The 16,387-nt window shown below is 46.4% G+C and carries 9 protein-coding genes; 5 read left to right on the top strand and 4 right to left on the bottom strand.

Annotation, left to right across the window (positions count from 1 at the left end; genetic code table 11):
• Positions 1-24: 24 nt before the first annotated feature.
• The 4 genes from BSAG_RS02925 to BSAG_RS02940 all read left to right on the top strand — a co-directional run bounded on the left by BSAG_RS02925 (position 25) and on the right by BSAG_RS02940 (position 9,061).
• Entirely contained in the window at positions 25-2,349 is a 2,325-nt protein-coding gene (locus BSAG_RS02925; RefSeq protein ID WP_004315764.1) for a glycoside hydrolase family 20 protein, read from the top strand.
• Positions 2,349-4,424 (top strand): family 20 glycosylhydrolase, encoded by a 2,076-nt coding sequence (locus tag BSAG_RS02930; protein WP_008017202.1) that lies wholly within the window; start codon positions 2,349-2,351, stop codon positions 4,422-4,424. Before BSAG_RS02925 ends, BSAG_RS02930 begins: the two co-directional genes overlap by 1 nt.
• Positions 4,425-4,619: 195 nt before the next feature.
• Complete coding sequence (locus BSAG_RS02935; RefSeq protein WP_008770934.1) at positions 4,620-7,364, top strand: SusC/RagA family TonB-linked outer membrane protein; 2,745 nt, start codon at positions 4,620-4,622, stop codon at positions 7,362-7,364.
• On the top strand, positions 7,364-9,061 hold the full coding sequence (locus BSAG_RS02940; protein WP_004315794.1) for a RagB/SusD family nutrient uptake outer membrane protein: 1,698 nt from the start codon (positions 7,364-7,366) through the stop codon (positions 9,059-9,061). Before BSAG_RS02935 ends, BSAG_RS02940 begins: the two co-directional genes overlap by 1 nt.
• A 9-nt stretch (positions 9,062-9,070) precedes the next feature.
• Here the strand turns inward: BSAG_RS02940 and BSAG_RS02945 are convergent, their stop codons facing one another.
• The 3 genes from BSAG_RS02945 to BSAG_RS02955 form a co-directional block, all read right to left on the bottom strand.
• Positions 9,071-10,210 carry a DNA alkylation repair protein gene (locus tag BSAG_RS02945; RefSeq protein WP_004315795.1) on the bottom strand — a complete coding sequence of 380 codons (1,140 nt, stop codon included), beginning with the start codon at positions 10,208-10,210 and terminating at the stop codon, positions 9,071-9,073.
• Between the two features lie 313 nt (positions 10,211-10,523).
• Positions 10,524-11,711, bottom strand: a complete 1,188-nt coding sequence (dnaJ, locus tag BSAG_RS02950) for a molecular chaperone DnaJ (RefSeq protein WP_004315796.1) — start codon at positions 11,709-11,711, stop codon at positions 10,524-10,526.
• A gap of 115 nt (positions 11,712-11,826) precedes the next feature.
• The gene (locus BSAG_RS02955; protein WP_004315797.1) at positions 11,827-12,408 is read right to left on the bottom strand and encodes a nucleotide exchange factor GrpE; all 582 of its coding nucleotides are present in this window, start codon (positions 12,406-12,408) and stop codon (positions 11,827-11,829) included.
• Positions 12,409-12,731: 323 nt separating this feature from the next.
• On the opposite strand from BSAG_RS02955, the gene BSAG_RS02960 reads away from it, so the two are divergent.
• On the top strand, positions 12,732-14,351 hold the full coding sequence (locus BSAG_RS02960; RefSeq protein WP_004315798.1) for an ABC-F family ATP-binding cassette domain-containing protein: 1,620 nt from the start codon (positions 12,732-12,734) through the stop codon (positions 14,349-14,351).
• Between the two features lie 225 nt (positions 14,352-14,576).
• On the opposite strand, the gene BSAG_RS02965 is transcribed toward BSAG_RS02960, so the two are convergent.
• Positions 14,577-16,325, bottom strand: a complete 1,749-nt coding sequence (locus BSAG_RS02965; RefSeq protein ID WP_004315799.1) for an ATP-binding protein — start codon at positions 16,323-16,325, stop codon at positions 14,577-14,579.
• Between the last annotated feature and the right edge of the window lie 62 nt (positions 16,326-16,387).

Below are 16,387 nucleotides of genomic sequence, written 5' to 3'. Positions count from 1 at the left end.
ACTTAACACTTAATTTTTTAGTTTATGAAACAACTCTTAAAGTTAACCGGATGTCTGGCACTAGCAGGACTTTTTGCCTCTTGCCAATCGGCGCAACAGGACGCCAACTACCAGATCATCCCCATGCCACAAGAAATTGTAACAGCTCAAGGAAATCCCTTCATTCTGAAGAGCGGTGTGAAAATCCTCTATCCGGAAGGAAACGAGAAGATGCAACGCAACGCACAATTCCTGGCCGACTATCTGAAAACCGCTACCGGAAAAGATTTCGCTATCGAAGCCGGAACGGAAGGTAAGAATGCAATCGTACTGACATTGGGCACGGCAAACGAAAATCCGGAATCCTATCAGTTGAAAGTTGCCGGTGACGGAATCACGATTACTGGTCCTACCGAGGCCGGCGTATTCTATGGCATCCAGTCCCTGCGCAAATCATTGCCTGTGGCTGTCGGTGCAGACATTTCCATGCCCGCTGTAGAAATCAATGACGCTCCCCGCTTTGGCTATCGTGGCGCCCACTTCGACACCAGCCGCCATTTCTTTACCGTAGATGAAGTGAAGACATATATCGATATGATGGCTTTGCACAATATGAACCGTTTTCACTGGCATATTACCGAAGACCAGGGCTGGCGTCTGGAAATCAAGAAATATCCGAAGCTGACAGAAATCGGTTCCAAGAGGACAGAAACAGTCATCGGACGTAACTCCGGTGAATACGACGGCAAACCTTACGGTGGCTTCTATACCCAGGAGCAGGCGAAAGAAATAGTAGCGTATGCTGCCGAACGTTATATCACAGTTATTCCCGAAATCGACCTTCCGGGACACATGCAAGCTGCCCTTGCCGCTTACCCCGAATTGGGATGTACCGGTGGCCCGTACGAAGTATGGAGACAATGGGGAGTATCTGAAGATGTGCTTTGTGCCGGAAACGATCAAGTCTTGAAATTCCTCGAAGATGTATATAGCGAATTGATTGAAATCTTCCCTTCAGAATATATTCATGTAGGTGGTGACGAATGTCCGAAAGTACGTTGGGAAAAATGTCCGAAATGTCAGGCACGTATCAAGGCGCTGGGCTTGAAATCGGATGATAAGCATAGCAAGGAAGAACGTCTGCAGAGCTTCGTAATCAACCATATCGAAAAATTCCTCAACGACCACGGACGTCAGATCATCGGTTGGGATGAAATCCTCGAAGGCGGACTTGCTCCTAATGCTACTGTTATGTCATGGCGTGGTGAAAAGGGTGGTATCGAAGCAGCCAAGCAGAAACACGATGTTATCATGACTCCGAACACTTACCTGTATTTCGACTACTACCAGACAAAAGATACGGAGAACGAACCTCTCGGTATTGGTGGTTACCTGCCTCTTGAAAGAGTGTACAGCTACGAGCCGATGCCGGCTTCCCTCACTCCGGAAGAACAGAAATATATCAAAGGCGTGCAGGCTAACCTCTGGACTGAATACATTCCTACTTTCTCTCATGCCCAGTATATGGTATTGCCCCGTTGGGCTGCCTTGTCCGAAATCCAGTGGTCGGCTCCCGACAAGAAGAATTATGAAGACTTCCTGTCCCGTCTGCCGCGCCTGATTAAATGGTACGATGCGGAAGGATACAACTATGCCAAACATGTATTTAATGTAACTGCCGAATACACGCCGAACCCGACGGACGGTACACTGGACATCACTTTGTCTACCATTGACAATGCGCCTATCCATTACACCTTGGACGGCACGGAACCTACCGCTGCTTCTCCGCTTTATGAAAGCCCGCTGAAAATCAAGGAAAATGTAACTTTCTCTGCCATTGCTGTCCGTCCTACCGGAAACAGCCGTGTGGTTTCTGAAAAGGTTAATTTCAGCAAATCCAGCATGAAGCCGATTGTAGCCAACCAGCCGGTCAACAAGCAATACATGTTCAAAGGCGAATCTACATTAGTAGACGGCTTGAAAGGAAACGGCAATTACAAAACCGGTCGTTGGATTGCGTTCTACAAGAACGATATGGACATGACTATCGACCTTCAGCAGCCTACCGAGATTTCGAGCGTTGCTATTTCTACTTGCGTGGAGAAGGGCGACTGGGTGTTTGACGCGCGAGGACTTTCCGTAGAAGTTTCGGACGATGGCAAGAACTTTACCAAAGTTGCTTCCGAGGAGTATCCTGCTATGAAAGAAAGCGATAAGAATGGTATCTATGAACATAAACTGTCATTCAGCCCGGTGAAAACTCAATACGTGAAAGTGGTTGCCCTGTCTGAAAGTAAAATGCCGGCATGGCATGGCGGCAAAGATAGTCCGGCATTTTTGTTTGTAGACGAAATCACGATAGATTAATGAATATAAGAAATAGATACGCTAAAGTTTGTCTTTTCTTATGGGTATTGGGAATGTGCTTAACCGCACATTCCCTCAAAGCACAGTCCGTCATACCTGTCCCATTAAAAATGGAGCAGGGGACGGGCTGTTTTTTACTGTCAGAGAACACAAAACTTTATATAAACTTGCAGGGTTTAGAAGCGCAGCTTCTGGAAAATTGCTTGCAAGCATTGCCGGTTCATTTGAAGAAAGGGAAAAAGAAGGATACGCAGAATATGCTTTCTCTGTTGATAACTGAAAAGAACCACCAATTGCCATCACCGGAAAGCTATACCCTTTCCGTTACTCCGCAACAAATCCTGATACGCGCCACTTCGGGAGCCGGATTATTCTATGGTGTGCAAACCCTGTTGCAGTTGGCACAACCTTCGGGGGCAGGCAGCTATTCCATAGCCTCTGTCGAGATAGAAGACACTCCCCGTTTTGCTTACCGGGGACTGATGCTGGATGTGTCTCGCCACTTTTCTACCAAAGAATTTATAAAGAAACAGATAGACGCACTGGCGTATTACAAAATCAACCGTCTGCACCTGCATCTGACCGATGCGGCAGGCTGGCGGTTAGAAATCAAGAAATACCCTTTGCTGACCGAATTTGCGGCCTGGCGTACAGATCCCACCTGGAAGCAATGGTGGAACGGCGGACGTAAATATGTTCGTTTCGATGCTCCCGGAGCTTACGGCGGTTATTACACCCAGGATGATATTCGTGAAATCTTGGAATATGCCCGTCAGCATTATATCACGGTGATTCCCGAGATTGAGATGCCCTCCCATTCGGAAGAAGTGCTGGCAGCCTACCCGCAGTTATCCTGTTCGGGCGAACCTTACAAGAACTCCGATTTCTGTGTTGGCAATGAAGAAACCTTCACGTTTCTGGAAAATGTGCTGACGGAAGTCATGGAACTTTTCCCTTCCGAATACATTCATATCGGTGGCGATGAGGCCGGCAAGTCGGCTTGGAAGACCTGCCCGAAATGTCAGAAGAGAATGAAAGACGAGCATCTTGCCAATGTAGACGAGCTGCAAAGCTACCTGATACACCGCATTGAGAAGTTCCTGAACAATCATGGACGTCATCTGCTGGGATGGGACGAGATTCTGCAAGGAGGCATTGCCCCCAACGCAACCGTCATGTCATGGCGTGGAGAAGAGGGTGGTATCGCTGCCGTAACCTCCGGCCATCGTGCCATCATGACGCCGGGTGCCTACTGCTATCTGGACAGTTATCAGGATGCCCCATATTCGCAGCCGGAAGCCATCGGTGGATACCTGCCGTTGAAGAAAGTATATTCTTACAATCCCGTTCCCGCTTCTTTAACTGCGGAACAGGCGAAGTTGGTCTACGGTGTGCAGGGCAACCTATGGGTGGAATATATTCCCACTCCCGAACACGTGGAGTATATGATTTACCCCCGAATCCTGGCATTGGCGGAAACAGCCTGGTCGGCTCCGGAACGTAAGTCATGGCCGGATTTCCATACCCGTGCATTGTCGGCAGTGGCCGATTTGCAGGCAAAAGGATACCATCCTTTCGATTTGAAAAAAGAAATCGGCAGCCGTCCCGAGTCGCTTCAACCGGTCAGCCATCTGGCATTGGGTAAAAAGGTGATTTATAATTCACCTTACAGCTCCCATTATCCGGCACAAGGAAACACCGCTCTGACGGACGGCATACGTGGCGATTGGACCTATGGTGATGGCTCGTGGCAAGGATTCATCTCGGACAACCGCCTCGATGTGACGATTGATATGGAAAAAGAAACCTCCATCCATTCCGTCACTGCCGCCTTTATGCAGGTGGTAGGTGCGGAAGTATTCCTGCCGGAGACTGTGGTGATTTCCATTTCCGATGACGGAACCCATTTCACCGAGTTGCGCAAACAACACTTTGAAGTGAGCAAAGAAACACCCATCCGCTTTACGGATATTTCATGGCAGGGCGAAGCCAAAGGAAGATACGTACGCTATCAGGCACAGGCCGGAAGTGAATTCGGAGGCTGGATATTTACGGATGAGATTATTGTGAAATAAATATTGAAAGCATAAGGATAATACGTATGATGCGCTTTTTTAGGATTATTCGGGCCTAAAGCAACCGTGTAATCCGTATCATCCGGACTTGCTGATTTCAACCTGTCAATATCATTTAAATAAAAGAGGGAATCTACTCAACCAGATTCCCTCTTTTTTTGTTATATTTGTATTATTACCTTAAAAACTAAGAATATGGTACAACACGCTAGACTCATTTTCTACAGCCTTCTTCTTTTGGTAATCCCGTGCGAGGGCACGTTGGCACAGAAGATTCCCGTCGCGCCCATAGACTCATTGATTACCGTAGGATATGCCACCGGAAGTTTGAAAACTCTGTCCGGCTCCGTAGAGAAAATCACGGAGACACAGATGAACAAAGACCAGATAACGAACCCTTTGGAAGCAATTCGTGGACGTGTGCCGGGTTTGACCATCCAACGGGGCTCCAACGGACCGGCGGCTCTGGATGCGGTGCGCCTGCGGGGAACTACCTCACTGACCAGCGGCAACGACCCTTTGATTATCGTCGACGGAGTATTTGGCGACTTGAGTATGCTTACCTCCATTTACCCTACGGATATTGAGAGTTTTACCATTCTGAAAGACGCTTCCGAAACCGCACAATACGGTTCGCGAGGTGCATCCGGTGTGATAGAAGTCACCACCAAAAAAGGGATGAGCGGCAGAACACAAGTAGCTTACAACGGTAGCTTCGGGATTTCCACCGTCTACAAGAATTTGAAAATGCTGTCCGGTGATGAATTCCGTCGTGTAGCATCGGAACGAGGCATTTCCATTCTGGACAAAGGGAACAATACCGATTTCCAGAAAGAGATTGAGCAGACAGGACTGCAACAGAATCATCACATCGCCTTTTATGGCGGTTCCAGTGAGTCCAGTTATCGTGTTTCCCTCGGTTTTATGGATCGTCAGGGAGTGATTCTGAATGAAGACATGAAGAACTTCACTTCAAATATGAACATGAATCAGAAAATGTTCGACGGCTTCCTGAACTGCGAGTTGGGAATGTTCGGCTCCATTCAGAAGAATCATAACCTGGTAGATTATCAGAAAACGTTCTATTCGGCAGCTACGTTCAATCCTACCTATCCCAATCATAAAGACCCCGTCACCAATTCGTGGGACGGAATAACGACCGCCAGCCAAATCACCAATCCGTTGGCATGGATGGAAGTGCAGGACGATGATGCCACTTCGCACATCAGTACGCACGCCCGTCTCACTTTCAATTTGATGGAAGGACTGAAACTAAGCCTGTTCGGAGCTTATACTTACAATATCGTAGAAAATTCGCAATACCTCCCCACTTCCGTCTGGGCGAACGGTCAGGCATACAAAGGAACCAAAAAACGCGAATCTTTATTGGGAAACATGATGCTGACCTATAAGAAAAACTGGAAAAAGCATTTCTTTGACGTACTCGCACTTGCCGAACTTCAGAAAGAGACTTATACCGGCTATTATACCACAGTCAGCAATTTCAGCACCGATAAGTTCGGGTATAATAACCTTCAGGCAGGAGCGCTCCGTTTGTGGGAAGGTACTAATTCCTACTACGAGCAACCGCGCCTGGCATCTTTCATGGGACGCTTCAATTATACATACGCCGACCGCTACGTACTGACGTTGAATGCCCGTACAGATGCTTCCTCCAAATTCGGAGCCAACCATAAATGGGGCTTTTTCCCCTCTGCGTCCGCGGCATGGGTGATTAGTGAAGAAGAATTTATGAAGCAATTCCCCGTGATAGACAATCTGAAATTCCGTATCGGTTACGGTCTGGCAGGTAACCAAAGCGGGATTGACTCATACACAACGCTGAATCTCGTCAAGCCGAACGGTGTCGTCCCCGTCGGAAACTCCGCCATCGTATCTTTAGGAGATCTCCGGAATACGAATCCCGATCTGAAATGGGAAGTGAAACATACCTTTAATGCCGGTTTCGACATCGCTTTATTCGGCAACCGCCTGTTGCTTTCCGCCAACTATTACAACTCCCGCACCACGGATATGCTTTACCTTTACAACGTAAGCGTGCCCCCTTTCACCTATAACACCTTGCTTGCCAACATCGGCTCCATGCGCAACTGGGGTACGGAAATCGCCATCGGTATCACCCCTTTGAAAACGAAGGACATGGAACTGAATATCAATGCCAACATCACCTTTCAACGCAACAAACTGCTTTCATTGAGCGGTATGTATAACGGCGAAATGCTTTCCGCTTCCGAATATAAAAGTCTTGCCAGCCTTGATGGAGCCGGCTTTCACGGCGGCTACAACCACATCGTTTATCAGATGGTGGGGCAACCGTTGGGCGTGTTCTATCTTCCTCACAGCACCGGACTGGAGTCCGATGGAAACGGTGGATATACCTATGGCATCGCCGACCTGAATGGCGGAGGCGTCAGTCTGGAAGATGGTGAAGACCGCTACGTGGCAGGGCAAGCCGTACCCAAAACGATTCTGGGATCTAACATCAGTTTTCGTTACAAGCGTTTCGACCTGTCTTTGCAAATCAACGGAGCTTTCGGACATAAAATCTACAACGGAACTTCCCTGACCTATATGAACATGAATATATTCCCCGACTACAACGTAATGAAGAAAGCTCCGCAACAGAACATCAAGGATCAGACCGCTACCGACTATTGGCTGGAAAAGGGAGATTACGTCAACTTCGACTATGTGACGCTGGGCTGGAACGTGCCGATTGAAAAGGTGCAGAAGCTAAAGAAATATGTCCGTTCCCTGCGCTTGGCATTTACTGTCAACAATCTGGCAACCATCTCCGGTTATTCGGGACTTTCGCCCATGATTAACAGTTCCACGGTGAACTCAACGTTGGGCGTGGACGATAAACGGGGGTATCCGTTGGCACGGACGTACACCTTAGGATTGAGTATTAACTTTTAATGGAGGAGGAGAGGATGAAACGATATATGAAAAATAGAAATCAGTTTTTGCAGATCTCAAAGCAAATAATCTACCCTTCAAGAATATTATTATTTTTTCTGGTGACGAGTCTGACCTTATTTTCCTGTGATAAGTTCTTACAGGAAAATCCGAAAGACAAACTACCGGAAGAGGATGTCTACAATACGATCTCGGAAGTATATCTCAATGCGGTAGCTTCACTTTATACCTACGTAGGCGGTTATAGCGACAGTCAGGGATTGCAGGGAACGGGTAGGGGAGTCTACGACCTGAACACTTTCACTTCCGACGAAGCTATCATCCCCACCCGTGGAGGCGACTGGTACGATGGCGGCTTTTGGCAAGGACTTTACCTGCACGATTGGGGAGTAGAGAATGACGCTATTCAAGCTACATGGGAATATCTTTACAAAGTCGTCATGCTAAGCAACAAATCGCTCGAACGGATAGACAAGTTTGCCGAAACCCATTCCGATGCTGCACTTCCGGCATACCGGGCGGAAGTGCAGGCCATGCGAGCCATGTATTATTATTATCTGATGGATTTGTTCGGACGCATCCCGTTGGTTCAATCCTCTTCAGTGGCAATGAAAGAGGTTGTCCAGAGTGAACGGAAAACGGTTTTTGAGTTTGTATTCAAGGAATTGCAGGAAGCGGCTCCTCTGTTGAGCGATGCGCACAGCAACCAGTCCGGTCCTTATTATGGTCGTATCACCCGTCCGGTAGCCACTTTTCTATTGGCTAAACTGGCTCTGAATTCCGAAGTCTATACGGACAATGATTGGACAGACGGACAACGTCCGGACGGAAAAAACATAAAGTTTACAGTGAACGGCAACGAACTCAATGCGTGGGAAACAGTCATCTACTACTGTGACCAGCTAAAGGCGCTGGGCTACAAACTGGAACCGGAATACGAAACCAATTTCTCCATATTCAACGAACCATCGATAGAGAATATTTTTACCATTCCGATGAATAAAACCTTGTACACCAATCAAATGCAATATCTATTCCGCTCCCGCCACTACAATCATGCCAAGGCGTACGGCCTAAGTGGTGAGAACGGCCCCAGTGCAACCATTGAAGCCCTCGAAACCTTCGGTTATGAAACAGCCGAACAAGATCCCCGCTTTGATATTTGCTATTTTGCGGGAGTGGTGCGCGACCTGAAAGGAAACATCATCAAGCTGGATGATGGCACCGTATTGGAGTATCTGCCTTGGAAAGTAGCTTTGGATATCACAGATACCCCGCACGAACAAACAGCAGGAGCCCGCATGAAAAAGTACGAAGTCGACCCGACTGCCACAAAAGACGGTAAATTGATGGAGAATGACATTGTACTGTTCCGCTACGCGGATGCTCTGTTGATGAAGAGTGAAGCGAAAGTGCGCAATGGAGCCAGTGGAGATGAAGAACTGAATGAAGTCCGTAGCCGCGTCAATGCCTCCTCCCGTCCTGCCACTTTAGAGAATATCCTTGCCGAACGCCAACTGGAACTGGCTTGGGAAGGTTGGAGACGTCAAGATTTGGTTCGCTTCGGGAAGTTTACAAGAGCTTACAGTAGCCGTCCGCAATTGCCGGATGAGGGAAACGGATATACTACCGTGTTCCCTATACCGGAGAAAATACGGGTGATGAATACGAAGTTGAAGCAGAATCCGGGGTATTAACAGCAGTTATTATTCAATCAACTCAAAACTATATTTTTCAAGTTCATTCCCGTTGATAATCATAGCAATTTGATGAAGTCCGAGATGGAGCTTCCTCGTTGTAACCACCCGGAAAGAATGTTTTCGGGTGATTCGCGTGGTCGAGTTCCCGGCATATTCTTTCTCGCTGATTTTATGCACTTTTTTCGTCAACGTTCCATTTGCTTTTTGGTAATAGATTCCATATTCGAGTCGTATCTTAGTCGTTTGATCGTTCTTGTTCAACAGTTTAAAACTAACCTCCAACGAATCCCCGACTTTCACTTCCGGGCTTGAAATTTGGAAATCCTCCACACAGATATTGCTGATAGTAGAGTTGAAGCCAAACAACTCCATCACCTCCGGATTGCCTTGTTTTAAGAGCGTCCGGCAACCGTGTTTAATAATCCAATCCACCTCTTTCGATTCTCCCTTCCATTTCTTCACTAAATCAATGACGGTTTCGGGATTATCTTTCGCAATATCATTCAAATTATTGGCAACGCTCAACCGCACAAATCTTGCCGGATCATTTTTTAGATTTTCCAGAATAGGAATGATAGGCGCAGGATTCTCTTTCAGGTTCGGCAACGCCATCGCCCAGGGAAGACGCGGACGACAACCTTCTGACGCAAGCCGCCTGACTCCCCAATGTTCGTGTTTCGACCAAACCAACATCTGTTTCATCATCTGATCCGGATATTTGATAATAAAAGAATGAGCCACAAACTCGCAACTTGTGAACTGCGTGATTTTCTCTATCGCCTTGACAGAAGTTTCGTAATCGTCCAGCCCATATTGTTCGACATAATTATCCAGAATCCCCCCATACTCTAAAGTCAAACCAAACTTCGTGTCGTCTATCACCGAGAAATCAGGCCGTGTCTTTTTTATATGATCCAACAATTCAAGTATCTTAGCAATCGCCTCTTTGTAATCTGCCGGTAAAAACTTTCTTAGCACCGTTGTGATGTGCATGCAGCGTTGTTTAAGTTCCCTGCCTTCCCATTCATCGTCCATCACTTGAGATACAAACTCGCAAGCATCAAAATCGTCGATAACAAGTTTCAAATCTTTCGTAAACAGATCGAAAAATTGCTCGTTAAACATGTTTTTAAAAGGTTCTGCCATTCTTTAAATATATAGTTTAGTTAAACAGTTATTGTTTTTTTATGGAGCGACTAAATAATGTTTCTTTAATAAATTCGTTTTTTATAATTTGAATTTTAAAGTGTTGATAATTATTTTATGCCGATCTATTTGTTTGTTATACAAATATATGCCATTTTTTTTAGGATAGCCCTATATTGCGCCTTATTTAGGTAAACTATATGAAAAGATTGTGCGAGAGGGAGTCTATTTAGAGAATATCATAAAAAAAGTGGGCCACAAAAAGATTGCAGCCCACTTATACCTTATATATAATAATATGATAGCCAAAAGACTAATCGAAGAAACTCTTGAATTTCTTGAAAATCTTCTCTTTTACCGACGTGTTAGGTTTGAAATTGTCTGAAGCTTCCATCTTTTCGAGCGTGTTCTTTTCCTCCTTGTTGAGAGCTTCCGGCACATAGATACTGATATTGACCAGCAAATCTCCCGTACCATACCCATTTACATTCGGCAATCCCTTGCCACGCAAACGAAGCACTTTGCCCGGTTGAGTACCCGAATCAATCTTCACTTTCACTTTGCCGTCGATTGTCGGAATTTCCACAGCACCGCCCAGTGCAGCCGTCGGGAAACTAAGCAACAGATTATAAATCAAATCATTTTCGTCGCGAATCAAGTCCTGATGCGGTTCTTCCTCAACGAGGATCAATAAGTCACCTGCCACACCGTTGTGCTTGCCGGCATTTCCTTTGCCGCCCATAGAGAGCTGCATCCCCTCTGCCACTCCAGCAGGGATATTCACCGATACCACTTCCTCGCCGTAAACGATTCCGTCGCCACCACACTTCTTACATTTATTCTTGATAATCTTTCCCTCGCCGCCACACGTAGAACAAGTGACGCGAGTCTGCATCGTGCCCAGAATGGTCTGCTGGTTACGAATCACCGATCCGCTACCCTTACAAGTAGGACAAGTTTCCGATCCGCCGTCACCCTCGGCACCCGTGCCATGACACTGGTCGCACGGCACATATTTTTTGAGTTTAAATTTCTTTTCTACTCCGGTAGAGATTTCCTTCAACGTCAGCTTCACTTTCACACGGAGGTCACTGCCGCGATACCGGCGTTGCTGTGAACCGCCACCGCCGCCAAATCCGCTGAATCCTCCGAAGCCTCCCCCGAAACCGCCGCCGCGGCCACCGAAGATGTCGCCAAACATAGAGAAGATGTCATCCATCGACATTCCCTCGCCACCGAAACCACCGAACGGACCGCCATTGCCTGCCGCACCGCTCACTCCCGCATGACCGAACTGATCGTAACGCGAGCGCTTTTCCGGATTGCTCAACACGTCGTATGCCTCGGCCGCCTCCTTAAATTTCTCTTCAGCTTCCTTGTCGCCCGGATTCTTGTCGGGGTGATACTGAATTGCTTTCTTACGGTATGCTTTCTTTATTTCTTCTACTGTGGCTGTCTTCGTCACCTCCAATATTTCGTAATAGTCTCTTTTTTCTGCCATGCCCATTTATTGATTTATGATTGAAAAGATTTATGATTTATGAATTCTGATTTATGATTTACTCTGCAGACCAATAGCGCAGCCATAAATCATAAATCATAATTCATAAATCTCCTCATTCTCCTACTACCACTTTAGCGTGGCGGAGCACTTTGTCGTTCAGTGTATATCCCGTTTGCACACAGTCCAGAATCTTACCTTTCTGTGCTTCCGACGGTGCGGGGATTACCGCGATGGCTTCATGGTAATCAGTGTCCAGTGGTTGGTCTTTTGTTTCGATGACTTTCACACCGTTTTGTGCCAGGACAGCCATAAATTTATTGTAAATCAGTTCTACTCCTTCTTTTACGGCATTGACATCTGTTGCCGTTTCCATTGTTTTGATGGCACGTTCGAAGTCGTCCACCACCGGAAGAATACTGCTAAGACTCTTTTCGCCACCGTTCAGAATCAGTTCGGCCTTCTCCTTCATGGTGCGTTTCCGGTAGTTGTCAAATTCGGCAGACAAGCGCAGGTATTTATCCTTCTGCTCTTCAATCTCCTCTTGGGCCTTTTCCAGTTCTTTTTCCAACTCTTCTTCATGAGTCAGGGGAGTGGCGTCCTCCGCTTGTTCGTTTTGCGGTTGTTCTTCCGCATGGTTTTGAGTTTCCTCAACGTTCAGTTCTTCTTCCTTCACTTTTTTTTCTTTCGGATCCATCTTGGTATTTACTATTTTACTATTTACTATTTAACACACACGTTATCTTACTTGGTAGAATAACGCCAATAAACATACCGGGCTGACCGGATGTCATTGATTTTGTCTGCAAAAACTTTGCCAAGTTGGCTGTTTTGCCAAAAAACGCAGCAAAGGTAACACTTTTATGTCAGATTGGCACATATCAGATAGCTCATAATTCATTTTAAATGTCTAACTTTGCACGCTAAAATAGTTAATACTAAAATAGTAACTAACGAAATAGTAAAATAGTAGCTAGCAAAATAGTAAAATAGTAACTAGTAAAATAGTAAATAAAGAAGATGATTACAGTTTCGAACGTTTCGGTACAGTTTGGTAAAAGAGTGTTGTTTAATGACGTAAACTTGAAGTTTACGAGTGGTAATTGTTATGGTATTATTGGTGCTAACGGTGCGGGAAAATCTACCTTCCTTCGTACGATTTACGGAGATTTGGACCCGACAACGGGTACCATTGCGCTCGGACCGGGCGAACGCCTTTCGGTGTTGAGCCAGGACCACTTTAAGTGGGACTCTTATACCGTTATGGATACTGTGATGATGGGGCATACTGTGTTGTGGGACATCATGAAGCAACGCGAAGAATTGTATGCGAAAGAAGATTTCACAGATGAAGACGGACTGAAAGTATCCGAGTTGGAAGAGAAATTTGCCGAGTTGGACGGATGGAATGCGGAAAGCGACGCAGCCATGCTGTTGAGCGGACTGGGCGTGAAAGAAGATAAGCATTATGTATTGATGGGTGAGTTGAGCGGTAAGGAAAAAGTGCGTGTCATGCTGGCGCAGGCATTGTACGGAAATCCGGACAACCTCTTGCTCGATGAGCCTACCAATGACTTGGATATGGAGACAGTGACCTGGTTGGAAGAGTATCTCTCCAACTTCGAGCATACTGTATTGGTAGTGAGCCACGACCGTCACTTCCTCGATTCTGTATGTACGCACACCGTAGACATCGACTACGGAAAAATCAATATGTTTGCCGGTAACTATAGTTTCTGGTACGAATCCAGCCAGTTGGCTCTTCGTCAGCAGCAGAACCAGAAGGCGAAGGCTGAAGAGAAGAAGAAAGAGTTGGAAGAATTTATCCGCCGTTTCAGCGCCAACGTAGCGAAGAGCAAGCAGACCACGAGCCGTAAGAAGATGTTGGAGAAACTGAACGTAGAAGAAATCAAACCTTCTTCACGTAAGTATCCGGGCATCATCTTCACTCCCGAACGCGAGCCGGGCAACCAGATTCTGGAAGTTTCCGGATTGAGCAAGAAGACGGAGGAAGGCGTAGTGCTTTTCAACGACGTCAATTTCAACGTAGAGAAAGGTGACAAAGTGGTATTCCTGTCGCGCAACCCGCGTGCGATGACTGCGTTCTTCGAAATCATCAACGGAAACATGAAGCCGGATGCCGGTACCTTCAACTGGGGGGTAACCATCACCACTGCTTACCTGCCGCTGGATAATACCGATTTCTTCAATACCGACCTCAACTTGGTGGACTGGTTGAGCCAGTTTGGCGAAGGAAACGAAGTGTATATGAAAGGTTTCCTCGGCCGTATGCTTTTCTCCGGCGAAGAGGTGTTGAAGAAAGTAAGCGTACTCTCCGGAGGTGAGAAGATGCGTTGTATGATTGCCCGTATGCAGCTCCGCAATGCAAACTGTCTGATTCTGGACACTCCGACCAACCATTTGGATTTGGAATCTATCCAGGCATTCAACAACAACCTGAAGACGTACAGGGGAAACATCCTTTTCTCTTCTCATGACCACGAGTTTATCCAGACGGTTGCCAACCGCATCATCGAACTGACACCGAACGGTATCATCGACAAGATGATGGAGTATGACGAATATATCACGTCCGATCACATCAAGGAATTGAGAGCGAAGATGTACGGGGATAAGTAATTCCCCGTCTTGGACGTCGTAGCCATCGTATAAAACTTAGGCGCGAATTACACGGATAACACGTTTCTGATTTTAAAGAAATCGTGCAATTCGTGTAATCCGCGCCTGATTTTTATAGATAGGATTCCATTCACCTGTTCTGATGAGATTATTTATTTAGCCCAATATCAGATGTGGAGGTGAGTGCATACCTAAATCGGTGTTCGTGATGTGACAAGTACTTTATTATACCTCTTCCATCAGCACCAATTCCCAACTGCGCCATACGATCGTTGCCAGTTTCAATCCCCCTTTCTCACGAGCTTCTGCCACACATTCATCCTTGCTATAGCGAATCAACTGTTCCCGTGCATCATCGGCAAGTGCGCGTATCTCTTTCTCCGACGCTCCTGCTTTCGCATACTTCACCTCCAATAGATACGTGTACGGTGGAGATACAGGTGCCGCCGGACTGGGCTTAAAGAAGAAATCGGCAAAACCCTTATTCATCTCATATTCCGGATATAGTTGATAATAGCGGAACATACTTAGATAGGCGAGGAGGAATCCTTTGATATGAGCTTCCCCTTCTATGTACTCCCTTATCCGGCTCTGCTCCCGAATGGCCTCTGCTAGAAATTCGAACAACGGTTTCCAGTCTCCTTTGAAGGACATATTTTCAAACAGAGTGCGCAGACGGTTCACGTCGAGCTTGAAGATGTCATGACGGGCATATCCCTGAATCAGGAAATTGAATAGCTGTTCGCGAACCACCAGATTGGGAATGTGCAGGAGGGGACGCCCCATCATATCCACCCCTTTGATAGAAAGCAGTCCGAAATAGAACAGCAGAGATTTGAAGTTGCCCACGTCCGTCATTTCCAGTGCAGAGAAATGGGTGACTATTTCAGTCACTATCTCGCCTTGCTCCGCAATCTCCTTGATGACGGAGAAGTTTTCGCCCAGTCCATGGTCGAGACGGACAAGGTAGGCAAGCTTGTTAAAGTCCGTACGGATATTGGGATCTACAATCTCGTCCGGTTTTACTCCGTGCAATATCAATGACTTCATGCAGTAGAGCACCATGTCCGAGTTGAACATACAATCTGCTAATTTATTTTTACTGAAGCAATAATTGTCATAGTTAGGCTTCATCATTGTCACTGCATCGTCTACCGACATCGGGAGAGCGCCTTGTTCCTTATAATACGTCAGCATCTCGCGCAATTCCTTCTCGCTGAAACCTACAAGGTCGTTAAACCACGGGTCGGTGGTGATATTCGTTCCGATGTTGAATCCGCTTGTCACGTCGTCCATCGTCACCGGGCTTACTCCTGTGATGAACAAACGGTTGACGGCAGAACCCATTCCCGTCGTGGCGGCTTTGATTACATTGAAAAACCTGCGGATATACCCTTCGCCATGCGTCGCTTTTCGATATAAGTCCGTGCCGTAAGTAGAAAGAATGGTATTCGTGAAATTATCGTATTCATCAATCAGGAGATAGATTTTGATGTCTCCCTTGAGGGTGGCATACGAATTGATGGCGGATAGCAGTGCTCCCGGTTCTTCGAGCGTTTCTTCGTTCAGCACGTTCCAGATTTCCTTTCCCAAAATATGTTCGTACTTTTGCAGAAAATGTCTTAGTTTCCCGCAACAATGCAACCGGAAAGATTCCTCCACCTCATTGATATTCGAGCTCACCTCCGAGAAATTGAATCTCATGATGAGAAACTGGTTATGTATCGGCGTAGGATGCTGCCCGATATACAGATGGCCGAACAATTCGTCGAACTGGTCGGCATACCGAACGTCATAATAAGCCTCCAGCATCGCCAGCGTCAGACTTTTCCCGAAGCGCCGGGGACGGATCAGGAACAGATAAGACGGTTGCATTTCTATCTTTTCGATAAACATCGTCTTATCTACATAATAATAGTTTTCTTTTTGGATGCGACCGAAATCCGTCAATCCGTATGGTATTTGCTTCATCATATTGCGATTCCTTTCTTTATTCATCATTCATATCGAGCAAATATACGGAAAAACGGATGAAA

The organism is Bacteroides sp. D1 (assembly GCF_000157095.2).
Taxonomy (GTDB): Bacteria; Bacteroidota; Bacteroidia; order Bacteroidales; family Bacteroidaceae; genus Bacteroides; species Bacteroides xylanisolvens.
Note: the sequence above shows the minus strand (reverse complement) of the source record. Positions and strands in the feature narration are given on the sequence as shown.